At 56.3% G+C, this 21,504-nt stretch carries 23 protein-coding genes and 1 other RNA gene; 7 read left to right on the top strand and 17 right to left on the bottom strand.

Translation table 11 applies throughout. The annotated features are described in order from the left end of the window. Positions 1-11 precede the first annotated feature (11 nt). The 5 genes from QV747_RS05365 to ylqF all read right to left on the bottom strand — a co-directional run bounded on the left by QV747_RS05365 (position 12) and on the right by ylqF (position 2,346). Positions 12-611 (bottom strand): 5-formyltetrahydrofolate cyclo-ligase, encoded by a 600-nt coding sequence (locus QV747_RS05365; RefSeq protein ID WP_273429218.1) that lies wholly within the window; start codon positions 609-611, stop codon positions 12-14. Between the two features lie 8 nt (positions 612-619). Continuing rightward, positions 620-822, bottom strand: a non-coding RNA gene (gene ssrS, locus QV747_RS05360) — 6S RNA. 26 nt (positions 823-848) lie between these two features. After that, positions 849-1,160: a cell division protein ZapA gene (locus QV747_RS05355; RefSeq protein WP_273429220.1), complete on the bottom strand. Its 312-nt coding sequence runs from the start codon at positions 1,158-1,160 to the stop codon at positions 849-851. Continuing rightward, complete coding sequence (locus tag QV747_RS05350; protein ID WP_028450668.1) at positions 1,157-1,357, bottom strand: hypothetical protein; 201 nt, start codon at positions 1,355-1,357, stop codon at positions 1,157-1,159. Before QV747_RS05350 ends, QV747_RS05355 begins: the two co-directional genes overlap by 4 nt. 83 nt (positions 1,358-1,440) lie before the next feature. Further along, complete coding sequence (ylqF, locus tag QV747_RS05345; protein WP_084414730.1) at positions 1,441-2,346, bottom strand: ribosome biogenesis GTPase YlqF; 906 nt, start codon at positions 2,344-2,346, stop codon at positions 1,441-1,443. A gap of 368 nt (positions 2,347-2,714) precedes the next feature. Between ylqF and QV747_RS05340 the strand changes: the two genes are divergently transcribed. Further along, complete coding sequence (locus tag QV747_RS05340; RefSeq protein WP_273429224.1) at positions 2,715-3,200, top strand: TlpA disulfide reductase family protein; 486 nt, start codon at positions 2,715-2,717, stop codon at positions 3,198-3,200. 189 nt (positions 3,201-3,389) lie between these two features. Here QV747_RS05340 and hemL read toward each other — a convergent pair whose 3' ends face one another. The 6 genes from hemL to QV747_RS05310 all read right to left on the bottom strand — a co-directional run bounded on the left by hemL (position 3,390) and on the right by QV747_RS05310 (position 7,249). Then, positions 3,390-4,676 carry a glutamate-1-semialdehyde 2,1-aminomutase gene (hemL, locus tag QV747_RS05335; protein WP_273429226.1) on the bottom strand — a complete coding sequence of 429 codons (1,287 nt, stop codon included), beginning with the start codon at positions 4,674-4,676 and terminating at the stop codon, positions 3,390-3,392. A 126-nt stretch (positions 4,677-4,802) separates the two neighbouring features. Then, complete coding sequence (locus tag QV747_RS05330; protein ID WP_273429228.1) at positions 4,803-5,264, bottom strand: CYTH domain-containing protein; 462 nt, start codon at positions 5,262-5,264, stop codon at positions 4,803-4,805. Beyond that, a complete protein-coding gene (locus tag QV747_RS05325; RefSeq protein WP_273429230.1) occupies positions 5,264-5,650 on the bottom strand; it encodes a DVU_2496 family lipoprotein in 387 nt (128 codons plus the stop codon). Before QV747_RS05325 ends, QV747_RS05330 begins: the two co-directional genes overlap by 1 nt. Positions 5,651-5,690: 40 nt before the next feature. Further along, a complete protein-coding gene (gene hemJ, locus QV747_RS05320) occupies positions 5,691-6,113 on the bottom strand; it encodes a protoporphyrinogen oxidase HemJ (RefSeq protein WP_028450663.1) in 423 nt (140 codons plus the stop codon). A gap of 96 nt (positions 6,114-6,209) precedes the next feature. Next, positions 6,210-7,076 (bottom strand): M48 family metallopeptidase, encoded by an 867-nt coding sequence (locus QV747_RS05315; protein WP_028450662.1) that lies wholly within the window; start codon positions 7,074-7,076, stop codon positions 6,210-6,212. Positions 7,077-7,084: 8 nt separating this feature from the next. Beyond that, positions 7,085-7,249 (bottom strand): rubredoxin, encoded by a 165-nt coding sequence (locus QV747_RS05310; protein ID WP_028450661.1) that lies wholly within the window; start codon positions 7,247-7,249, stop codon positions 7,085-7,087. Between the two features lie 160 nt (positions 7,250-7,409). Here QV747_RS05310 and QV747_RS05305 point away from each other — a divergent pair, with 160 nt between their 5' ends. The 3 genes from QV747_RS05305 to QV747_RS05295 all read left to right on the top strand — a co-directional run bounded on the left by QV747_RS05305 (position 7,410) and on the right by QV747_RS05295 (position 9,494). Next, on the top strand, positions 7,410-8,276 hold the full coding sequence (locus QV747_RS05305) for a hydroxymethylpyrimidine/phosphomethylpyrimidine kinase (protein ID WP_231550520.1): 867 nt from the start codon (positions 7,410-7,412) through the stop codon (positions 8,274-8,276). A gap of 78 nt (positions 8,277-8,354) precedes the next feature. Then, positions 8,355-8,933: a chloramphenicol phosphotransferase CPT family protein gene (locus tag QV747_RS05300; protein WP_273429234.1), complete on the top strand. Its 579-nt coding sequence runs from the start codon at positions 8,355-8,357 to the stop codon at positions 8,931-8,933. Between the two features lie 63 nt (positions 8,934-8,996). Further along, a complete protein-coding gene (locus tag QV747_RS05295; protein ID WP_034619840.1) occupies positions 8,997-9,494 on the top strand; it encodes a DUF1993 family protein in 498 nt (165 codons plus the stop codon). Positions 9,495-9,605: 111 nt separating this feature from the next. Here the strand turns inward: QV747_RS05295 and QV747_RS05290 are convergent, their stop codons facing one another. Next, complete coding sequence (locus tag QV747_RS05290) at positions 9,606-10,175, bottom strand: MliC family protein (protein ID WP_273429237.1); 570 nt, start codon at positions 10,173-10,175, stop codon at positions 9,606-9,608. A 181-nt stretch (positions 10,176-10,356) separates the two neighbouring features. On the opposite strand from QV747_RS05290, the gene QV747_RS05285 reads away from it, so the two are divergent. Genes QV747_RS05285 through QV747_RS05275 form a run of 3 tightly spaced genes read left to right on the top strand, consistent with a single transcriptional unit; the run spans position 10,357 to position 15,603 of the window. Further along, positions 10,357-11,496: an FIST signal transduction protein gene (locus tag QV747_RS05285; RefSeq protein WP_273429239.1), complete on the top strand. Its 1,140-nt coding sequence runs from the start codon at positions 10,357-10,359 to the stop codon at positions 11,494-11,496. Next, complete coding sequence (locus QV747_RS05280) at positions 11,483-14,464, top strand: ATP-binding protein (protein WP_273429241.1); 2,982 nt, start codon at positions 11,483-11,485, stop codon at positions 14,462-14,464. The genes QV747_RS05285 and QV747_RS05280 overlap by 14 nt, the downstream gene beginning before the upstream one ends. Then, the gene (locus tag QV747_RS05275) at positions 14,461-15,603 is read left to right on the top strand and encodes an HD-GYP domain-containing protein (RefSeq protein ID WP_273429243.1); all 1,143 of its coding nucleotides are present in this window, start codon (positions 14,461-14,463) and stop codon (positions 15,601-15,603) included. Before QV747_RS05280 ends, QV747_RS05275 begins: the two co-directional genes overlap by 4 nt. A gap of 6 nt (positions 15,604-15,609) precedes the next feature. Here the strand turns inward: QV747_RS05275 and pncB are convergent, their stop codons facing one another. The 5 genes from pncB to QV747_RS05250 form a co-directional block, all read right to left on the bottom strand. Then, positions 15,610-16,809 carry a nicotinate phosphoribosyltransferase gene (gene pncB / locus QV747_RS05270; protein WP_273429244.1) on the bottom strand — a complete coding sequence of 400 codons (1,200 nt, stop codon included), beginning with the start codon at positions 16,807-16,809 and terminating at the stop codon, positions 15,610-15,612. Positions 16,810-16,846: 37 nt separating this feature from the next. Further along, complete coding sequence (locus QV747_RS05265; RefSeq protein WP_273429246.1) at positions 16,847-17,650, bottom strand: hypothetical protein; 804 nt, start codon at positions 17,648-17,650, stop codon at positions 16,847-16,849. A gap of 140 nt (positions 17,651-17,790) precedes the next feature. Further along, positions 17,791-20,325 (bottom strand): carbohydrate-binding protein, encoded by a 2,535-nt coding sequence (locus tag QV747_RS05260; RefSeq protein ID WP_273429248.1) that lies wholly within the window; start codon positions 20,323-20,325, stop codon positions 17,791-17,793. Between the two features lie 385 nt (positions 20,326-20,710). Beyond that, positions 20,711-20,881, bottom strand: coding sequence for a hypothetical protein (locus tag QV747_RS05255; protein WP_156905414.1), 171 nt, complete (start codon positions 20,879-20,881; stop codon positions 20,711-20,713). Positions 20,882-20,956: 75 nt separating this feature from the next. After that, on the bottom strand, positions 20,957-21,496 hold the full coding sequence (locus tag QV747_RS05250; protein WP_273429251.1) for a D-alanyl-D-alanine carboxypeptidase family protein: 540 nt from the start codon (positions 21,494-21,496) through the stop codon (positions 20,957-20,959). Between the last annotated feature and the right edge of the window lie 8 nt (positions 21,497-21,504).

The raw sequence follows: 21,504 nt of genomic DNA, 5'->3' as shown, positions 1-21,504 counted from the left end.
ACTGTACTTTTTCAGTTGGCGCGGCGCAAATATTCACGTTCACTAATGAGGCAATCCAGCTGCAAATCCCACGGTTCGAGCGGTAACTGCGGATATTCCTGACACGCAAAGGCTAGACCAATCAACAAAGGTTTACGCCAGTGGCGGCGAGCGCGCCGAAAGGCAAAGGTGTAGTCATAAAAACCACCGCCCTGCCCCATCCGCGCCAAGCGACGATCAAACCCCACCAAGGGCACAAACACAGCATCGAGCTGTTTGGGTGAACACCATTCGGGATGTACCGGCACAGGAATCTGGTAAGGGCCGAAAGTCCACTGGCTGTCTTCATTCAAGCGCACAAAACCCAGCTGTCGCCCCCGCGTGGGCGTATGTGGCAGATACACCTGACAGCGGCGCTGTAGTGCCAGCAAAAGCAATGGCCAGGTCGGAAATTCACTCCCCATGGGGACATACAGCGCAATTTTGCGGCCGGGACGCAAAATACGCTGAATACCCGGGGTATGTATTACCTTCCAGGCAGCGGCTTGTCGGTCTTGGAGAGATATACCCTTACGGGCTTGCCGTAAGTGCCGCCGGACGGCGGCTTTATCCAGAGTAGAAGACTGGGACATAACAGAAGGGGCTTCCCGCGAATGCCGATAACGGTTCGCATCTTGAACCCAGAGGTTCAAGGTTGTCGCCCAGTCGAAACCATCAGGTGCATTCAAACGCGCTGCACAAGGCAGGGTGAACGCGCACAACAGGCCTCAATAGACCAGGCAAACTTGCTATACAGCTTATCGGTTCAAAGAATCTGAACCGTTACGAGCACCGCAGGAAAGCAAGCGGTCATTGTTGGGATGGGCAGGTCAGAATAATTCGGTCTGTTCCTGCAACACCGCATCAATGGTGGAATTCATGCGATCGATTCTACGCTGATGGGCCCCAATGTCAATTCCGCCCGGCGCCTTGGTTTGCAAAAACTCGTGCGTAATATTCAGCGCGGCCATGATGGCGATTTTTTCCAAACCGATGACTTTGCCATTGGTGCGGATGTCGTGCATGCGGCTATCCAGCAGCTGCACAGCCTGCAACAGCGTCTCTTCTTCGCTGACTGGGCAGGCCACCCGAAATTCGCGGCCCATGATGGAGATATCGAGTTGTTTGATCTCATCGCTCATGCCAATTCCTCCGGCAATTTCGCTAGCAAGCTGGCCAAGCGGTCTTTGGCGCCAGCTAGTTTGCCATTCAATTGCTGATTTTCTTGCTGGGTTTGCAGCAAATCTTGTCGCAGTTGGCGGTTTTCATTGCGCAGCTGCCGGCAGAGCGCGGCCAATTGCTGCACTTTGTCTTCCAGATTGAGCAATTCAGCTTCCATAATGTGCTTCCAAAAGTCAGAAATCAGCAGTCTGCCCACAGCAAACTGCCCTTGCAGGGTAAACCAAAACAATGCCAAACCCATTAAATGGCATCTGGCTCCGCTTCAGGCTCGGCGACGTCTTCGCCATCGCCCAGATCAACCCCGATAAAATCATCCGGTGTTTCCAGCGTCATCCGGCCCAAGGCCTTGGTGCGGTAATCGGTGATGATTAATTCGGCAGTTTTTTGCTCGTCGATCACGCCACCGCTCATCACCGCGCCGCGTTTGCGACCAATACGCGCAAACAAGGTTTCGACATCCCCATCCAGATCTGGCAATTTGTAGCGATCCATCAAGGCCTGCGGGTAGCGACGGCGCATTTCTTCAAGCGCAAACCAGCACACTTCGACTTCATCATAGGCATTTCGACCAATCGAGCCGCCCAGGGCCAGACGAAAACCCGAAGGCTCGTGCTCGATTTTCGGCCACATCAAGCCCGGCGTGTCATACAAAATAACGCCGTTCAGGGTTTCGATGCGCTGCTGTGATTTGGTCACCCCTGGCGTATCCGCCACTTTGGCGATTTTGCGTTGCGCCAGTGTGTTGAGCAAGGTGGATTTGCCCACATTCGGAATCCCCATGATCAGGGCACGCAGTGGTTTTTCCACACCGGTACGGTAGGGTGCCAGCTTCAGACACAAAGCGGGAATCTGCTTGAGCGCAATCTGCTTATTATCTTCGCCCAGCAACAAGGCCTCGGTACCCGGCTGAGATTTAAACCAGTTCATCCAGACTTTATTCAGCGCCGGATCGGCAAGATCGGCCTTATTGAGCACCCGCAGCGCTGGTCGCTGCCGAAACAGCCGTAATTTCTCGATCATCGGGTTGCTGCTAGAGAGTGGCATGCGCGCATCGACAATCTCGATCACCACATCCACCTTGGCCATGGTTTCGGCTACTTTCTTGCGCGCGGCATGCATATGCCCCGGAAACCATTGTATCGCCATCGTGCTTCCCCAAGAAAAACCGCGATTATACGCTTATTCACAAAGTACTTAACAAATCAGCCACTTGGCATGTGGAGAACAAATCATCCACATGTGGATAATCCGTGGTTTGCGTTTGGGGATAATTCCACCACCAAACCATCCACAGGGAATACGGAAAGCGCCCACCCCCTTGTGGATAACGTAAAACACTGATTTGATTGTGGAAAAAAGCTTATCCACAGGGTGCGACTGCCCTTATTTTTATCATTACTTCTTTCTTTTCAATATATATGTAAAAGAAAACCTCTCCAGCTGCAGACCCACGAAAAGTCTCCCACGACAGAGCAACTTGCCCTAGAATAGCGCCAGCTTGAAGGATGAAAGTCATGAAAAAACCGCTCTTACTCGCTGCAATTGCTGCCAGTTGTATTGCTTTAGGCAGCTATTTTGTCTTGGGTAACCAGCAAACCTTACCGAACCAACATGCAATGCAAACATTGGAAGGTAAAAGTTTTAAATTAGATGACTACAAAGGAAAGGTTGTCCTGGTTAACTTCTGGGCCACCAGCTGTACTGGCTGTATGAAAGAAATGCCGGAGCTTAAAAAGATCCAGCTCAAGTATGGTCATGAGCGGCTACAAACCATTGCCGTCGCAATGAGTTACGACAATTTGCAGTACATAGAAAATTACTATCAACGCACGCAATTGCCATTCAATGTGGTCTACGACGCCAACGGCGAAATTGCTAAACAGTTTGGTAGTATTCAGCTTACGCCTACCAATTTCTTAATTGGTCGTGATGGCAAGCTGATTAAGAAATATATTGGCGAACCTGATTACGCTGAAATTCAACGTGCTATCGAAAGCTAAACTATTGATAGTTTTAGGATTTTTAGGATCGCTAAAAACAGGTCTACAAGGTGGTAGTGGTCGTCTGCCGACCACATTCTGATTGAGCGTCGCTGTAGCGCCTACCCGTTGTTACAGCTTATAGGCTACAGCGCATAAAAAAAGCCCCGCGGTTGCGAGGCTTTTTGTTTTTGCCAGATCTGCAACGGCTTAAGCCATTTGCTGCAAGACCCGATTCGCTGCAAACAGCGTGTATTGAATGTCATCGTCGTCGTGAGCAGCGCTTACAAAGCCAGCTTCAAATGCCGATGGTGCGAGATAAACCCCTTCGTTCAACATCGCGTGGAAGAAGGCGTTAAAACGGCTACGGTTGCTGTTCATCACATCCTGATAGCTCTGTGGCACAGTTGGGCTGCAATACACACCAAACATCCCACCAACGCTCTGGGCGCTGATTTGCAGCTCGGTAGGCCATTGCTGACCAATCTGGGTCAGGCCAGTGGCCAAAGCCTGCGTACGGGCGGTTAAAGCGGCAAAAAAGCCCGGTTCACGCAGCGCTTGCAGTGTGGCCAACCCTGCTGCGACAGCCAATGGGTTACCTGACAGCGTACCTGCCTGATAAACCGGCCCTAGTGGCGCCAATTTGCTCATAATTTCGCGTTTGCCACCGAAGGCCGCCAATGGCAGGCCACCGCCCACCACTTTCCCCAAGCACGTCAGATCCGGCGTAATACCGTGCAGGCCTTGCGCGCACTGCAAACCCACGCGAAAACCAGTCATCACTTCGTCGTAAATCAATACCGCACCATGCTCCTGCGTCAGTTTGCGCATTGCCGCGACGAATTCTTTACTTGGCTGTACCAGATTCATATTGCCGGCGATCGGCTCGACGATCAGCGCTGCAATCTGGCTGCCCTGCTCGGCAAATACCGCTTCCAAGGCGGCCACATCGTTATACGGCAACACAATAGTGTCGGCCGCCACTGCGGCGGGTACGCCAGCTGAAGACGGATTCCCAAAGGTCAGCAGCCCGGAACCGGCTTTTACCAGCAAGCTATCGGCGTGGCCGTGGTAACAACCTTCAAATTTGATCAGTTTGTCGCGGCCGGTATAGCCACGAGCGAGGCGGATGGCGCTCATGGTGGCTTCGGTGCCGCTGGAAACCAGCCGCACCTGCTCTAATGACGGCAGCATGTCGCAGAGTAAATCGGCGATTTCTACTTCACCCTCGGTCGGCGCACCAAAGCTCATGCCGTTTTGCGCGGTGCGCGTCACCGCTTCGATCACTGCTGGGTGCGCGTGGCCCAGAATCAGCGGGCCCCAGGAGCCCACATAATCGATGTATTTTTTGCCATCGGCATCCCACACATAGGCGCCTTCGCCCTTGGTGAAAAAGCGCGGCGTGCCGCCGACCGAGCCAAAGGCCCGCACTGGTGAATTAACCCCGCCGGGGATGTGCTGCTGGGCAGCAGCAAATAAAGCTTCATTGCGACTCATAAATACCTCTGTATGGTATCTATCCAAAAGCATTGATCTGATTGGTTTTCAGCTAAATACCCTGGATAAAATAAAGGGCCGGCGTGGCCGACCCGAAGGGTAATGCAATTTTACCAGCTCACTGTCTTACCAGTTACAGTAAGGATGAGTGGACAAAGCGCTATTGAAATAACGCGGATCACCCGAGACTTCTGCTCCCAGCCAGGCCGGCTGCGGATAGCGGGCATCGGCACTGGGCAATTCCAGCTCAGCCACAATCAGGCCGGCATTCTGGCCATGAAATTCATCAATCTCGAATGTATGCCCGTCCAGATTCACCAGATGCCGGGTTTTATCCAGCACATTCGGGCAGAGCTTGAGTAATTCCAGCGCATCGGCCAGCGGGATCGGGTATTCAATTTCCAGCCGGCTAATGCCCTCGGTCTGGCCTTTGATGGTTAAAAATGCGGCCTCGCCTTTTACCCGGACCCGGACCGTGCGGGCAGGCGCGTCATTCAGGTAGCCCTGCGCAATGCGGGTACTTTGCTGTACTTGCGCGCGCCAATCGGCGTTGGCCAGCAAAAATTTGCGTTCGATTTCAACAGCCATTACTGCACCGCCTGTTTGATTGGGGTGGTGGCCTTCAGGTGGAAAGCGTCATCGTCGGCTTTGTAAACGCCATTTTGCCAATCGGTACTCAGCTCATACACCAGCCAGTCGGTTTTGCTTTGTGCGCTGAGCGCCGCTTTGGCTTCATCGATTTTGCAATACACCTGCATGCCACGGTAATAGCCGTCTTTATCCAGCAAATGACCGGGAAAATCAGCCGGTAGCTGTGATTTTTCCAGCCGGCCCGGCGCCGGATCGGCTTTGTTTTCCTGCAAGAGCTGTTTAATTTGGCTCGGGCCAATGGCATACACCCCGCATTGGGCGACCGGCTCGCCACAGCCGGTCAGTACAGCGGCTAAACTCGCCGCCAGCAATAAGGTTTTCATTCGAACTTTACCGTTGTCACCAAGAGTGGGCGTGCGTGGCTCAGAATGGTTTCACGATGACCAGAATCACCACCGCAATCAACACCAGAACCGGCACTTCATTAAACACACGATACCAGACATGGCTGCGGGTGTTTTTATCGGCGGCGAAATCGCGGTAAATCTTGCCACACCACAGGTGGTAGCCAATCAGCCCCGCCACCAGTGTGAGTTTGGCGTGCATCCAATACCAGCCTGGGCCCGCGTAAAAGCCGTAGTAGCCCCAAGTCCAGATGCCCAAACCCAGAGCCAGCACGGCAATCGGGGTCATAAACCGATACAGCTTGCGCTCCATCAGCTTGAGTCGTTCGATTTCGGCCGGCTCAGTGGCCATGGCGTGATTCACAAAAATGCGCGGCAGATAAAACAACCCGGCAAACCAGCTGATCACAAAAATAAGGTGAAAGGCTTTAACCCACAACATGGGAAGACTCCTGAATTAGGCACAGCAAACAAAGAAAAAACGGTCAATCAGTGCTGGGACTGTATTGACCGTGTTGAGGTTCTGCCTTGGGCTAGATCAGCCTTTGCTTTTTTTGGCGGGGGCATTACGCCGCGCCGCTTCGTAAAGGCCCTGCACAGCGGGGATTTTGGCTTGTAGCTCGGCGATCCGCGTTTGGCTCGATGGGTGGGTAGACAGGAACTCGGGCGGAGCGCCTCGGCTAGCCGCGGCCATCTTTTGCCAGAGGGTGACTGCGGCTTGCGGGTTATAGCCGGCGCGGGCTGCGAGTTCCAGTCCCATCATATCGGCTTCGGATTCATGCGTGCGGCTATTGGGCAAAGCCAGCGCCACATCATAAGCCTGGCTACCAATGCCTAAAGCCGCATTGGTTACGTCATCGTATTTACCGCCACCGAGCAAAGAGGCCGCAATCGAAATTCCGCGCAGGCCGAGCTGTTTGTTGTATTCCTCGCTCATCCGCTCGCGGCTATGTTCGCGCAGCGCATGGCTGATTTCATGGCCCATGATCTGGGCGATTTCATCGTCGCTGAGCTGCAAACGCTCGATAATGCCGGTGAAAAACATGATTTTGCCACCGGCCATGCAATAGGCATTGAGCTGCGGATTGCGCTCGACATTCACTTCCCAGCGCCATTGCGGCGCATCGGGGCGAAATACCGCGGTTTGCGGAATCAGCCGGTTGGCAATAGCTTTCACCCGCTGCACAGTGGGGTCGCTGGCGGGCAGCAACACACCTTTTTGCCGCGCTTTGCCCAGGGTTTCGCTATACGCAGCGGCTGCCATTTGATCAACCTGCTCGCTAGAGAGCAATTTGCTCATTTTTTGCGTGCGTGTGGCGCCCACGGCGCCACCTTGGGTGGTGTTGACCTGCTGGCAGCCGGCCAACAAGGCCGCGGTGAGCAGGGCTACGACGGTTTTACGCATGGGGAACCTCAAATTTCCACCATCTCGAAATCATCTTTACGTGCGCCGCAATCCGGACAGGTCCAGTTCATCGGCACGTCTTCCCATTTGGTGCCCGGAGCAATATTGTCTTCCGGACGGCCAGCGGCCTCGTCGTAGATAAAGGCACAAATCAGGCACATATATTTTTTCATCAGCGTCAACCGGGCTTAAGTAGTTTAGAATTCCAGATTCCTGCTGCCGGCTGCTTTTTCAAGCCTTCTAACCGGGGCAACAGGCCACTTTATTGCTGGCCAATCTGGCGCAGTGTCGTTCGATTTTAAACTCTTTTTGCTGGCTTTTTGAGCGCTTATGATGCCTACCCCACCGACCGTGCTGGTCTTTGCTGCCAATGATCCTTCCGGAGGCGCTGGCCTGATGGCCGATTTGCTCGCGCTGGCTTCGCTGGGCTGCCACAGTTTGCCGGTCATTACCGCCATGACTGTCCAAGATACTGCCGGCGTGCAATCGTTTCAGGCGGTGGATAGCGAGCTGGTGGATGAACAAGCCCGCTTTATCCTCGAAGATATCAAAATTGATGCCATCAAAGTGGGCATGGTGGGCAGTATCGAAAATTTGGCGGTGATCGCCGAAATTGCCTCCGATTACCCGGATATTCCGCTGATTTTAGAGCCCGTATTCAGTATGGGCCGCGGCGAAGAGCTGGCGCCGGAAGACCTGGCCAGCGCGATGCGCGAGCTGATGCTGCCGCACACTTATTTGGTCGTGTGCAATAGCGATGATGCGCGCAAGCTCGGCTCGGAAGACCCGGAAGAGCAAGAAGATCTGCCGCTGGATGCCGCGGCCCAGCGCATGCTGCAATACGGTGGCGAATATGTGCTGATCACCGGTTCGCACGAAAAAACCGCCAAAGTGATCAATACCCTGTTTAGCCGACTGGGGCGCGTGCATTCGGATAGCCGCGAGCGTTTGCCAGGCAGTTTTCATGGCGCGGGTGCGACGCTGGCGTCGGCCATTGCCGGTGCGATGGCCAATGGCGCTGAAATGCTGGTGGCGGTGCAGGAAGCGCAGGAATACACCTTTCAGGCGCTCAGCCAGGCCTTCCGCCCCGGGATGGGGTTTTTGATTCCGGATCGCCTGTTCTGGGCGCGCCCGCCGGCTGAGGAAAACCCCACCACGGTGATTGAATTTGATGAGCAGGCGCCTAAAAGCCTGCAGTAATCGAGTTTCTCAGCACGATTTCCATCGCCTTTGTCTTCCCCTAACCCGCCGCTGGCGGGTTTTGCTTGAGTAGCGACAATGAATTACCCACAAGTGATTGTTTTAAATGGCTGTAGCAGCAGCGGTAAAACGGCGCTGGCCCGCGCGCTGCAAGAGCTATTGCCGGTGCAATACCTGAATTTCAGCATTGATAGCCTGCTCGATGGCTTGCCGAAGAGCGATCTGGCCGCACTACAAAGCGGCCGGGTGATTACCCGTAGCGGTTATGATTTTGCCCAGCTGGTGCGCGCTTATCACTATGCACTACCGGGCCTCTTGCAAGCGGGCTGCCGTTTGTTGCTGGACAATGCCTGGTGCGACAGCGATGAAAAAGCCGAGCTCTTGACCGAGCTGGCGGGTTATCCGGTGCTGTTGGTGGGCGTGGATTGTGCGCTGGATGAGCTGGTGCGGCGCGAAACGGCGCGCGGCGATCGGGCGGTGGGCCAAGCGGCGTGGGAATATCCGCGCGTGCATCAGCAGATGCACTATGACCTTACGATTGATACCACGGGTATTAGCCCGCAGGCCTCTGCTGAAATACTCCTGCAGGCAATACAAGCTGGGGGTATGTGGCATGGCGCAATCAATACGCTAGAAAACTTGAATCTGTGCGTTTAAGCCACAATGCTGTTGGCTGTACGCCCGCATGGTGCGGGTGGCTTGATTGGCTGGGAGGCTTGGATGTTTAGTTACTATCAGATCACCGTACCCGTGTATGAACGTGCGTTGCAGCAGCTGGATCATTTGCTGGATAAAGCGGTGGAATATGCTGCACTCAAGCAAGTGAGTGACGAAACCATGCTGGGCTTGCGTCTGGCGCCCGATATGCTGCCCTTTGTGAAGCAAATCCAGATCGTGTGTGACACCACCAAATTTGCGGTAGCGCGCCTATCCGGTACCACTGCGCCCAAGCATGAAGATCAGGAAAAAACCTTTGCCGAGCTCAAGCAGCGCATTGCCGCCACGCGAGAATTTATCGCCAGCGTGCCAGAAAGCGCGTTCGCGGCTGCGGCGGAAAAAACCATTCAGCTTTCCTTTTTGCCCAACCCGATGAGTGCCCCGGTGTATGTGCAGCAATTTGTGGCGCCGAATCTGTATTTCCACCTCACCACGGCCTACGCTTTGTTGCGCAGTAATGGCGTGAATGTGGGCAAGGCCGATTTCCTCGGCCCGGTTTAAATCCCGCACAAGCCGCTCGATCACGAGCGGCTTTTTTACGTCAGCAGTCGATATACCTGCCTTGGTATGGCTATGTAGGCTATGCGAAATATTGGCTACAACCAGATACCCCTAGCGCGGTTTACAGGTAAAGCTTTGCCGATGCCAATTCACCAAGGCCTCGCCATGATGTTCCCAAAATTCGATCGAGGCATTGCCATAGCGTGCCCCGCTGGCGGCGGGCTGGCTCCACAGCAGTACTTTTTCCTGCCCTCGCTCTAGCGCCACCGCGCTATCCAGATCATTGTAAAAACGCGCGTAAATAGTCGGCGCCTGGCCGCAATCATAAGTCACGGTCGCCGGCTCGGGCAGCTGCTGGCTGTGCAGTTTTAGCTCGGTAATACGGCGCTGATATAGGCGAGTGGCACAGGCTTTCGGTTCGCTTGCCTGTCCACAACGATTGCGCGTTTGCAACCAACGGCGCTGAGCCGCGGGCAAGGCTTTGGCCGCTTGCGGGCTGAGTTTCTGGCGGGCGATCAGATAGGCCTGCGCCAATTCAGTATCGAGCTGGGCCAATTCGGCATCTTGGCAGATCAGTTTTTCCATCGCATGTTGCGTCTGGCTGCAAGAAAAACTGGGCTGGGCTGCCCATAAGCTGGTGCTGGCCAAACAGCCGGCAAGGAAAACCACCACGCGTGACATCGCGAACTCCTGTGTTGACTGGTGGGCAATCTAGCAGATTTCGCCGCCCCGCCGCAGGCCTACGCGGCGTGATTACTACCAGCCCGGTGCCACCTCGTGTGCGAGATCAGCTGCGATCTGCACGGTAGAAAGCGCCAGCCTTGTCTACACTGCAAACAGGCTTCTAGGCAGGATGCACCCCATGCAGATTAAACAACTGACCGTCACCGACCTCGCCCAACTCCCCGCCGCGCTGCAAACGATCACCTTTGCACCTGATTGGGTACTGATTTTGGGCAGCCCCGAGCTGATTGCCGATCCGTACTGTCTGGCCGCCCTGCAGGCGGGCTGTGCCGAGGCCACATTGGTGGGGTGTTCTACCGCGGGTGAAATCAATCAGGCTGGGGTGCATGAGCATAGCCTCGTGATTACCGCGGTGCAGTGGGCGGCGGGCCGACCCCAATTGGCCACCACGCAGTTGGCCGATATGGAAGATAGCCATGCAGCTGGGGTGCGGCTGGGGCAGCAATTGGCCGGCGTAGCATTGGCCGGCGTGCTGGTGCTGAGCCCCGGGGTGCAAGTGAATGGCAGTGCTTTGGTGCAAGGCGTGGCCGAAGCGCTGCCACAGCCGGTGCCGATTATTGGTGGCTTGGCGGGCGATAATGGCGCGTTTGCCAGCACCAGCGTGCTCAGCCAGCATGGCTGTAGTGCACAACAAGTGGTGGCAATGGCCATACCGGCCGGAATCCGGCTCGGGCATGGCTCATTTGGCGGCTGGCAGCCTTTTGGCCCGGCGCGCAAAGTCACCCGCTGCGCGGGCAATATTTTGTATGAGCTCGATGGCGAGCCCGCACTGAGTATGTACAAGCGCTACCTGGGTGAATACGCCGAGCAATTACCGGCCTCGGGTTTGCTGTTTCCGCTGGAAAAACTCGGGCCGGATCACAGCCAAAGCGGCTTGGTGCGCACGATTTTGGGGGTGGATGAAGCCGCTGGCTCGTTGATTCTGGCTGGCGATCTGGTGCCGGATGGCTATTTGCGATTGATGCATGCTAGCCACGATGCCTTGATCGAAGGCGCCGAGCAGGCAGCCGGCGTGGCTTTGCAGCGCTTGGGGGATGAACCGGTACTGGCTATTTTGGTCAGCTGCGTGGGGCGCAAGCTGGTGCTGGGTGGCCGGGTGGATGAAGAAGTCGAAGCCGTGGGCGAAGTACTGGGCTCGCAAGCAGTGCTAAGCGGGTTTTATTCCTATGGTGAGATCAGCCCGCTGGGCGAAGTGCTGACCTGTAAATTGCATAATCAAACCATGACCTTATCGGTGCTGGCCGATGACCTGGCATAAATTACTGCTACGCCAGCTCAAGCGCCAGCTGGGCTGGAGCGATGCGGCGGCGGTGGATGCGGCGCTGGCTGAGTTGGCACAGAGCCAAGACCCACTGCTGGCCAAATTACCCACTTTGCTGCAGCACATCAGCGAGGCCTATGCGCAAGATGAGCGCGATCTGGCGCTGCGCGCGCGCAGTCTGGAATTAAGCTCGGCCGAGCTCACTCAGGCTAATAATGAATTACGCCTGGAAGCCGCCGCCCGCCAGCGGGTGATTGATTCGCTGTGGGATACCGCCAATGTTTTGCTTGAAGGGCTGCAGCGGCCCTTGCTGGAGCGCAGCCAGACTAATCTCGAGTTACTCAGTGATCTGATGCATGAGCTGGTGCAGGATAAGCTGCAGGCCGAGGCGCGGATGCGCCATCAGGAGGCGCAATTCAGTACGCTGGTGGCCAATGTACCCGGGGTGGTGTTTCGCTGCGAATTAAATTACCCCTGGGGTATGCTGTTTATCAACCAGCAAGTACAAGACCTCACCGGCTATACCCCCGAGGTGTTTCTGGGTGATGAGCCGGTGATCAGTTATGGCTCGCTGATTGAGCCTACCGATTTACTGCTGGTAGAAGCCGCCATCGCCGAGGCGCAGGCCGGGGATGGCCGCTACAGCATCGAATATCGCTTGCGCAATGGTGATGGTCAGCGCCGCTGGGTGTTTGAGCAAGGCCAGGTGGTGCGCGATGCGCAGGGCGTGGTGCAATATCTGGATGGCATTATTTTTGATGTAACCGCGCAGAAAAAAGCCAGCGAACGCCTTTCGCAGCTCTCTGCCGCCATCGAAGCCAGCCCCAGCCCGATGGCGCTGACCGATGCCAAAGGCTGTCTGGATTATGTGAACCCCAAATTTGAATCGCTCTTGGGCTATCCGCTGGCCGAGATTGCCGGCCAGCCGCTGGCGCAATTCGTGGCGCTGCCCACCGATCGGCTGAGCTTTACCGCGTTGTGGGATAACGGTGGCCCACAGGCGCAATGGCATCACGATTTGCTGTATCAGCATCAAGATGGCCATACCGTGTGGATGTCGGTGTCGATTTCGCCGATTAGCGATCAGCTGCAAGGTGGTCAGCATTTTGTGGTGGTGTTCGAAGACATTGATCTGCGCAAAAACGCCGAAGCCCAGCTGCTGGCGGCCAAAGAGGCGGCCGATCAGGCCAATCGGCTCAAAAGCGATTTTCTGGCCAATATGAGCCATGAAATCCGCACGCCAATGAATGCCATTCTGGGCATGACCCACCTCACGCTGAAAACCGAGCTCAATGCCCAGCAGCGCGATTATCTGCAAAAAACCAGCGTGGCTGCCGAATCGCTGCTGCATATCCTCAATGACATTCTCGATTTTTCCAAAATCGAAGCCAATAAGCTGCATATCGAAAGCAGCCCTTTCCGGCTTAGCGCATTGGCCGAGCAAGTGATTTCGCTGTATCAGGTGCGGGCCGAAGAAAAAGGTTTGCAGCTGCAAGTGGTGTTGGCCCCCGATTGCCCGGCGGTGCTGGAAGGCGATGCGCTGCGCATTGGGCAGATTCTGGGTAATTTGGTTAGCAATGCGATCAAATTTACCCGCCACGGCGGTGTGACCGTACGGATCGAGCGGGTGGCCGAAATTGGCAGTCAGGTGCGGCTGCATGTGCAGGTGCAAGACAGTGGGATTGGCTTGCGGCCCGAGCAGATTGCGCGGCTGTTTAAGCCCTTTGTGCAGGCCGATAGTTCCACCACCCGGCAATACGGCGGTACCGGGCTAGGGTTGTCGATTTGTAAACGGCTGGTCGAGCTGATGGGCGGCGATATCTGGGTCGAAAGCAGCCCTGAGCAACGCGGCAGCTTGTTCCATTTCACCCTCATGCTGGAAAAAAGCAGCACCAGCGCCCTACCCACGCCGCAAACGGTGGCCACGCGGGGGCAATATCTGTCTGGGGTGCGGGTGCTGTTGGTGGAAGATAATCCACTCAATCAGCAGGTGGCTTCCGAGCTATTACGCGGGGTGGGCGCCAGTGTGATTGTGGCCCAGCATGGCGGCGAAGCGCTGGGCTGGTTGTCGATTACGCCGCTGCCTTGTGATCTGATCTTGATGGATCTGCAAATGCCGGTGCTAGATGGTCATGACACCACCCGCCTCTTGCGCACCGAGCCCCGCTTGCAGCAAATCCCGGTCATTGCCATGACGGCACATGCTATGTCGGATGAACGCCAGCGCTGTCTGGATGCCGGCATGAACGATTACCTGACCAAGCCAATTCAGCCTGATGTGCTGTTTAGCACCATTGCCCGCTGGGCGGGCGACAAAATCAACGCCGTTGAAGACCTAGATACCCATGCCCAGTATTACGATAGCAGCATTGTGCCGCATATCGCTGGGGTTGATACCCAGGGAGTGCTCACCCGGGTGATGGGCGACCCGGATTTATTCGACAGCCTATTTCGGCAATTTCTCGATGATTATCAGGATGCCTACAGCCAGTTTTGCGCCCTGCTGCGCAGTGATCCGGTGGCGGCCGAGCGTTTAAGTCATTCGCTGAAAGGGGTGGCCGGCACCTTGGGAATGACGGAGCTGGCCGACGTGGCGGCCAAAATGGAAAAACAGCTACGGGCACAACCGGGCAACCCTGGCGAATGGTCAGAGCCTTTGGCCACCGAGCTTGCCACCATCTTGCAAGCCGTGCGGGCGGCTTATCCGGCCGCGGCCCCCGCACCCGGACCGGTGACCGATTTGCCGGTGGATTTTGCCGCTCAGTTTGCGCATTTGCAGCTCTTAACCGAAGCCTGCGATGGCGAAGCGATTGATCAATTTCGCCAGCTGCAGGCGGTGCTGCCGCGCTGGCTTGATCCCGCCAGTTGCCAGCGGCTGGAGCGCGCATTTGGCGATTTTGATTTACCTGCAGCCAGCCAGCAGCTGGCGCTACTGAATGCCCAATTTGCCGGAGAAAATGTATGAGTACCCCGGCACCAGAGAGTCGCCCACTGTTATTGCTGGTCGACGATACCCCGGCCAATCTGGCCTTGCTGCATGGCATGCTCAAGCATGATTACCGGCTGCGCATTGCCAATGGTGGCCAGTTTGCCTTGCAGCTGGCGCAACAGCAGCCACTGCCCGACCTGATTTTGCTTGATGTGATGATGCCGGAAATCGATGGCCTCAGCGTATGTCGCCAGCTGAAACAAATGGCGCTGACGGCCGAGATACCGGTGATATTTCTGAGCGGTAAAACACAGGAAGCCGATGAGATTAACGGCCTGGCGGCCGGGGCGGTGGATTATATTCACAAGCCTTTAAGCCCGGCGATTGTGGAAGCACGGGTGCGTAGCCAGCTTGAGCTACAGGCCATGCGGCGGGCGCTGAAAATGCATAATCAGCTGCTGGAAGAGCGGGTACAGCAGCGCACTCAAGAGCTCGTGAAAATGCAGGATGCCACCATTATGGCGATGGGGGTGATGGCCGAGCTACGCGATGAAGAAACCGGTATGCACCTTAAGCGCACGCAAGAGTATGTGCGCTTGCTGGCGCAACAGGTGGCGAGCCATCCGCGCTTTGCTGCCGAGCTGGGGCCGCGGCAGATAGAATGGATGGCCAAATCGGCACCGCTGCACGATATTGGCAAGGTGGGGATTCCGGACGCCATCTTACATAAACCCGCCCGCCTGACCGTGGAAGAATTCGCCGTGATGCAGCGCCATCCGACCCTGGGGCGCGACATTATTCTGGAAGTAGAACGCATTGTTGGCGAAGAAAGCGATTTTCTGCGCTATGCGCGTGAAATTGCCTACGGGCATCAGGAAAAATGGGATGGCACCGGTTATCCACAGGGGCTAGCGGGCGAAGCGATACCGCTCTCGGCCCGGCTGATGGCGCTGGCCGATGTGTATGATGCCCTGATCAGCCGCCGCGTGTATAAGCCGCCGTTTAGCCACGAGATGGCGGTGAAGATCATCCACGACGGCCGTGGCACCCATTTCGACCCGGATCTGGTCGATGGCTTTTTGCGGGTGGCGACCGAGTTTCAGGCCATTGCCGAGCAATATTGCGATCCGGAAGACCCGCCGCTTGCCGATATTGCGCTGGCGGGTGTGCGTTAGCGAGGCTTAGCGGGCCTGTGGGTCGATCGCAAATACATCGCGCAGATAGTTCAGGAAATTCACATCCTCACACATGCCCTTGCCGGGGGTGTCGCTCACTTTGGCGACCGGCTGGCCATTACAAAACACCAGCTTCATCACAATCTGCAGCGGCTCATGGCCGCAATCATTGGATAAATCGGTGCCAATGCCAAAGCCCACTTTGGCGCGGCCAGCAAAATGCGCATATAGAGCAAAGGCTTTGGCCAGATTCAGGCCATCGCTAAACACCAGCTGTTTGGTATGCGGGTTGATCTTCATCTGCTGGTAGTGGGCGAGGATTTTCTCGCCCCAGACAAATGGATCGCCCGAATCATGGCGCACACCATCAAAGAGCTTGCAGAAATACAGATCAAAATCGCGCAAAAACGCATCGGTGCCCACTACATCGGTGAGCGCAATGCCCAGATCGCCGCGGTATTCGCGCACCCAATGCTCCAGTGCATTTTTCTGGAAATCGCGCAGCCGCGAACCAAAGCTCTGGAAGGCCTGCAGGTATTCGTGCGCCATGGTGCCGATTGGGGTCAGGCCGAATTCTTTGGCGAGCAGTACATTGCTGGTCCCGCGAAAGGCGCTGCCGGCTTGGCTGGCCAGGGTTTGCACCACTTCGCGATGCCATTGGCGCGAAAAGCGCCGCCGGGTGCCAAAATCGAAAAACACAAACGGATGCTGCAAGGCCGGTGCGGCGCTAAAGGTCTGCAGGGCGCTGATTTTGGCGGCGAGTTTTTCCCGGCCAAGCGCTAGCGCTGGTGCGGCAGGAAACTGGCGGAAATACACTTCATTCACAATCGCCAGCACATAAATCTCGAACAACATGCAGTGCAGCATCGGGCCCGCCACGCGGATCTCCAGCTCGCCGCTGGCCGTGGCGCTCACCGTGATAAAGCGCCGCTGTAACTGAAAGAGCCGCAGAAAATCGACAAAATCCGATTTGATAAAACGCAGCCCGCTTAAGTAGGCCAGCTCGTCTTCCTGAAAGCGCAGTGTGCATAGGTGATCCAGCTGCGCCTCGATCTCGGCCTGACACGCCGCCAGGGGCAAGGCGGGCTGATTGCGGCATTTAAAGGCGTATTCGGCCTGCGCTTGCGGCTGATGATGCAAGATCTCCTGCATCATGGTGAATTTATACAGATCGGTATCGAGTAGCGATTCAATCACAGGCGGCATGCCATTCCTTCAAATATACCTAGCTGGGTATGCTAGTTTAGATAAGATCAGTGCTTGATTTTAGACGCATACCCTGTTGGGTGAGCGTGGTGATAAATTCATCACCCAGCGCGGCAAAGCCGGCAACGGGGCTGGTGCAATCGCGTAGCAGTACCAGTTTGCTGGCGATGGCCGGGCCGCATAGGGCCACTAGATCGCGCACGGTGCTGGCCACGCAATGCGAGAGCGCCTCACCGGCGATCCAGATTTCATCGGCGCTGGTGAGCTGGGCCAGCCAGGCGCTGGGCGCCTGAGTATGCGGGTCGCGCGGATCGGGCACTTCGGCCTGTAGCGCCGAATAATGCTCGGTGCCGGGATTCAGGCCTTTGAGTTGGTAATGCACGGGCTGCTGATATTGGCGGGCCCAGTCTTGCAGCGTAGTTTGCAAAGGTTGATACACACTGTGCCCCCAGCTACCCAGCAGGCAATGCTCGGGCCAGATCACTAGCTGATAGCGCTGACGCTGTTCCAGCGCTTGCACATAGGCGCTGCTGTGCGCTTGTTGGGCCGGATCACGCGCCCGCCAACGGCCCTCGGACACCTCGGCACTGCTAATCACAGTGAATGGGGCTGGCGCTTGGCCGGCCGCATCTTGCCACCAGCCGGGATGGGCGATGTCGATGACCTGATGGCTATCCAGCGTGACATGGATCGCGGCCAGATCGGCGCCGCGCTGGGCGATCAGGGTACTGAGGCGCTCCAGATCGGCACTGGCGCCGGTGACAGGCAGGCTGGCGCCCGGCAGATCGCAAAAGTCGTGCTGGGGATCGATGATCAGCAGGTGAATTCGGGGGGCTGCCATATGCGCTCCTGCGCCACAAGGTGCACTGATTATGCGCAGCTTCGCCAGCCGCAACAACTGCGGTCTTTCCCACCGGCAAAGAAAAACCGCATGGGCTAAGCCATGCGGTTGTGGGATGACTGCAGCGTGTTGCAGCCCGCTTAACGCGGCAGCAGGTAGGCTGGTGGTGGGCTTTCTTGCGCCACAGGCAGCTGCCGATCGATCAGCTGACGCTCGGCCACCGGCGCTGGCGTGCTGGTGCTGGCACTATTGGCGCTGCGGAATAAACCATAACCAACATTGCCAAACGCCAGCTGGATATGGCCCCAGTCGTCATAGTCATTCAACGCAGTTTGCAGAGTGCCGTCGCCATTGCTATCAAAACTAACCGTGGCGGCATCGCGGCTGAAATTGGCATTCCAGTCGGCATACGCGCCCCCGGTACTGCCCCGGCCGATCATCTGGCCTTCGTCCAGCGCGGTTTCATTCAGCGGCTTGCTGCTGCCGTCGGAATAATCGATCACAAAGCGGTTACCGCAAGGGCCATCGACCAGATCGCACACATTGTAGCTATAGGGCGCTTTGCCCGGTGTGGCTTTGCCCTGATTATTCAGGCGGAAATACACGCGTTCGCTGGTGCTGTTGCCGCTTGGATCACTCGGCACCCCATCCAGCTGGAAGGCGTAATTCATCACGCTGAGGTAGTTGGGCTTGTTGTTCAGGTCTTCATTCCCGCCGTGGGTCAGGCCCAGATTGTGCCCCAGCTCGTGCATGATGGTGCCAGCCTGATAATTGATCAACCGGTACAGATTTTGCGCGCTGCTGCTGGTGAGGCCCCAATAACCCAAGGTCACGAGCAAATCATTGCCGCCGATTTCGGCCAAGCCCGATGAGCCACCGTAACCATTGGTGTTTTGGGTGCTACCCATCAGCAGGTAATGGAAAATCAGCCGGCGGCGTACATCCATGCTGTCGTTTTTATAGGCCATTACATCAGCGCAATCATTATTGCGATACAGCGTGACGCAGCGGGCAAATGGTACTTCCTTACCATTGCCCAGATTAAAATCGGCCGGATTAAAGCCCACGCTATACAGCTGGCCTACATCCATCAGCAGATCTATCCCGCGGCGGGCAAAGGCTGCCTGCACCATTTGCAGGGCTTCTTTGCGCGGTTTGATGCCTTCATCGGTGCCCGGGGTCATCCAGTCGATATGCAGCAGAATCGTCGGTCGGCCAGCGCGCGCGCCCATGGCATACAAATCCAGCCCGGCATAAGTGCCGCCCGGGCGTTTGGCGCTGCTAGGGATGCCATCATGGTCATCGTCGCTGGCATTGCTATCGACATCATTACGGCCACCCGGGGTACCAAACGGCACCAGGCGCCAGTCTGCAGAGGTATTGCTGTCAGTGGTTTGTGTGTAATAGCGTACCAGCGTATACCCCCCGGTACTATTGATGACTGGGGCATTGGCACCCTGCCACTGGCCGGCGGTGAGTGGCGCCAGCGTATTGCTGCCAAAGCGCACAAAATCGACGGTTTGGTTATTGCGCACTAATTCCAGCGCGCCATCGCTATTACTCCACACCGGGAAATCCTGATAAGTGCCGATGTATTGCGACTGGCTGGTTTTCTTGGGCGTGAAGTTATCGTTGTTGCCCACGATCACCATATGCGATTTCGCTGCCAAGACGCCACTAAGCGGCCAGGTTTTCACCCAGCCACCCGGTTTGCTCATCGTGCGCAGGCTGATGTCGTTCAGGGTGATGTCGCGGTTGGTTGGGTTGTAGATTTCCAGCCAGCTACCGCTGCTGTACGGATCGCTTGCCACTTCGCTAATCAACAGATCATTCGGGGTGCCGTTATTCGGTGTTGGGCTTGGGCTCGCGGTCACCACTGGCGTGCTGCTCGGGGTAGGGCTGCTTGATGGTGTGGTCGTCGGGCTGACAGTTGGGGTTGCTGTTGGAGCCGGCGTCGGTGTCGCAGTTGGCGTCACGCTCGCGGTCGGCGCTGGGCTTGGGCTGCTATTGCCGCAGGTGCCCAGTTTAGTCCAAGGCTGGCCATCGCCATTATTGCTGCTCGGCTTATTGCCCTGCGACCACCATTTAGCCTGGTAATTCACGCCCTGCTCGCTGACTTTACTGCCAGCAAAATAGGCGCTGCTGCTATTCCAGGCCGGCTGGCAGTCATTGGTGGCTGGCGGTACGCTGCTTGGCGTTGGCGTTGGCGTTGGCGTTGGCGTTGGCGTTGGCGTGGTGCTTGGGCTTGGGCTTGGGCTTGGGCTTGGGCTTGGGCTTGGGCTTGGGCTTGGGGTCACGCTCGGCTTTGGGCTGGCCGAGGGGGTTGGGGTGGTCGGTTTCGGAGTCGGCGTTGCCGTAGCTACTGGCGTTGGTGTTGCAGGTATTGGGCTAGGGGTATTGTTTGGTGTGCTTTGTGGCGTAGTACTTGGGGTAGGTATGGTACTGTCGCAGCTCCCTAAGGCTTGCCAGACTTGGCCGGTGTTGCTGTTGCTGGCAGGGATCTCGCCCAGCGTCCACCATTTGGCCTGATAGTTTTTACCCTGATAACTAACATTCTGGCCGGCCAGATAAGTGCTGCTGGCTTGCCACGCGGCAGCGCAAGGTGCCGCGGTGGCCCAGCTGGAAAACAGCGAGCCACCAAGCACAAGCAGCGCCCGGACTGTGAGAGCGTTCATACATACCTTCCTGATTAGATTGACTGGAGCTGACTTTTTTTGTCATTTTTTGTCTCAGCATTTTCTAATGGAAGGCGAGTGTACTCAAATTTAACTTACTACTATAGGTTTATTTAGAAAGCTTTGGTTAAATTAATGTGTATTTTCTGTAAAAATAAGCTCGAAATGAGCTGTTTTATAAGTAAAAACCCTGATCTCGTCGCGAACGTGCTGACTGTGATTCATGCCAAGGCCAAGATGAGCTGTGCAGCCATACCGCCGGGTGAGGAAAAGGCCTGTCCGCACTGTGGCCGAAATAACACTGAATAATCAGTGGGATGGTGATAGCCATCCTATTGGTGCAACGGTCAGCTGGTGTAGGGGGTGAGGTTTGAATTACAAAAAATCACTTATTTTTACAATGGCTGATCAGCTGCTGTCGTAAGGTTTCGATACTTTCTAGCCGAATCGCGCGGGCAATTTCGATTTCACCCTGCGGGCTCAGTTGGTATAAGCCATAGCGCAAGGTTTGTGGCCGCTGGGTGGTGGTCCAGATGGGATGGATGGCGTAGCGCATGATATTCACCCTAAAAACGTGGTGTATATCTGCAATATCGTGGTGCGACGGCCGAACTGAAGTACCGTTTATCCCCTAGCCTGCGGCGGCTGGTTGATAGCACCAGTGCCAAGGCTCATACACATAGCCGTAGGGATTGGCACGCGGGAATGAGAGCGTAAAGCCAAATTCGCCAGCATGCGCTTGCAGCCAGGCAAATGCGGGCGTGTCTTCAAAGGCTTCTTCCACTACCGGCCCGCCGGGGCTGTAGATATCGATGGCCCGCCCGGTGTGGTGTTCGCTGCAGCCGGGAGGCGCCAACACCTGCAGGATGTCTTCGATGCTTTGCCCAAGCGCTAATTTGCGCTCAATCAGCTCGACTTGCCGGCTACTTGCGCGATAGGCCGAGGCGATCCGCAACTCAATACCAGCATTCGCCGCTGCCGCCTGCATGGCCAGCCAGGCCGCTGCTGCGGCTGGTGTTAGCTGCCACACGCGCCCATCGGCGGCGGTTTCCACGTCCACCAGCTCGCTGGCTTCCGCAAAAATGCAGAGGGATTTTTCTTGCAATACCGCTGGGGCGATGCCCAGTTGTTGCCACAGTTGCGCTAAAGCGGGAGTGAGGCTGGATGACATCGATACAC

It is taken from the genome of uncultured Chitinibacter sp., from assembly GCF_945957625.1.
In the GTDB taxonomy this organism is placed as follows: Bacteria; Pseudomonadota; Gammaproteobacteria; order Burkholderiales; family Chitinibacteraceae; genus Chitinibacter; species Chitinibacter tainanensis.
This window is presented reverse-complemented; position numbering and strand designations above follow the sequence as displayed.

Bases quoted from the DNA above. Each gene is read 5' to 3' on its own strand.
- QV747_RS05355 (WP_273429220.1), bottom strand. From the start codon at position 1,160: ATGAGCGATGAGATCAAACAACTCGATATCTCCATCATGGGCCGCGAA.
- QV747_RS05305 (WP_231550520.1), top strand. From the start codon at position 7,410: ATGCCTACCCCACCGACCGTGCTGGTCTTTGCTGCCAATGATCCTTCC.
- QV747_RS05350 (WP_028450668.1), bottom strand. From the start codon at position 1,357: ATGGAAGCTGAATTGCTCAATCTGGAAGACAAAGTGCAGCAATTGGCC.
- QV747_RS05260 (WP_273429248.1), bottom strand. From the start codon at position 20,325: ATGAACGCTCTCACAGTCCGGGCGCTGCTTGTGCTTGGTGGCTCGCTG.
- QV747_RS05325 (WP_273429230.1), bottom strand. From the start codon at position 5,650: ATGAAAACCTTATTGCTGGCGGCGAGTTTAGCCGCTGTACTGACCGGC.
- QV747_RS05315 (WP_028450662.1), bottom strand. From the start codon at position 7,076: ATGCGTAAAACCGTCGTAGCCCTGCTCACCGCGGCCTTGTTGGCCGGC.
- QV747_RS05300 (WP_273429234.1), top strand. From the start codon at position 8,355: ATGAATTACCCACAAGTGATTGTTTTAAATGGCTGTAGCAGCAGCGGT.
- QV747_RS05255 (WP_156905414.1), bottom strand. From the start codon at position 20,881: ATGCGCTACGCCATCCATCCCATCTGGACCACCACCCAGCGGCCACAA.
- hemL (WP_273429226.1), bottom strand. From the start codon at position 4,676: ATGAGTCGCAATGAAGCTTTATTTGCTGCTGCCCAGCAGCACATCCCC.
- QV747_RS05285 (WP_273429239.1), top strand. From the start codon at position 10,357: ATGCAGATTAAACAACTGACCGTCACCGACCTCGCCCAACTCCCCGCC.
- QV747_RS05280 (WP_273429241.1), top strand. From the start codon at position 11,483: ATGACCTGGCATAAATTACTGCTACGCCAGCTCAAGCGCCAGCTGGGC.
- QV747_RS05295 (WP_034619840.1), top strand. From the start codon at position 8,997: ATGTTTAGTTACTATCAGATCACCGTACCCGTGTATGAACGTGCGTTG.
- ylqF (WP_084414730.1), bottom strand. From the start codon at position 2,346: ATGGCGATACAATGGTTTCCGGGGCATATGCATGCCGCGCGCAAGAAA.
- QV747_RS05250 (WP_273429251.1), bottom strand. From the start codon at position 21,496: ATGTCATCCAGCCTCACTCCCGCTTTAGCGCAACTGTGGCAACAACTG.
- QV747_RS05275 (WP_273429243.1), top strand. From the start codon at position 14,461: ATGAGTACCCCGGCACCAGAGAGTCGCCCACTGTTATTGCTGGTCGAC.
- hemJ (WP_028450663.1), bottom strand. From the start codon at position 6,113: ATGTTGTGGGTTAAAGCCTTTCACCTTATTTTTGTGATCAGCTGGTTT.
- QV747_RS05265 (WP_273429246.1), bottom strand. From the start codon at position 17,650: ATGGCAGCCCCCCGAATTCACCTGCTGATCATCGATCCCCAGCACGAC.
- QV747_RS05340 (WP_273429224.1), top strand. From the start codon at position 2,715: ATGAAAAAACCGCTCTTACTCGCTGCAATTGCTGCCAGTTGTATTGCT.
- pncB (WP_273429244.1), bottom strand. From the start codon at position 16,809: ATGCCGCCTGTGATTGAATCGCTACTCGATACCGATCTGTATAAATTC.
- QV747_RS05365 (WP_273429218.1), bottom strand. From the start codon at position 611: ATGTCCCAGTCTTCTACTCTGGATAAAGCCGCCGTCCGGCGGCACTTA.
- QV747_RS05330 (WP_273429228.1), bottom strand. From the start codon at position 5,264: ATGGCTGTTGAAATCGAACGCAAATTTTTGCTGGCCAACGCCGATTGG.
- QV747_RS05310 (WP_028450661.1), bottom strand. From the start codon at position 7,249: ATGAAAAAATATATGTGCCTGATTTGTGCCTTTATCTACGACGAGGCC.
- QV747_RS05290 (WP_273429237.1), bottom strand. From the start codon at position 10,175: ATGTCACGCGTGGTGGTTTTCCTTGCCGGCTGTTTGGCCAGCACCAGC.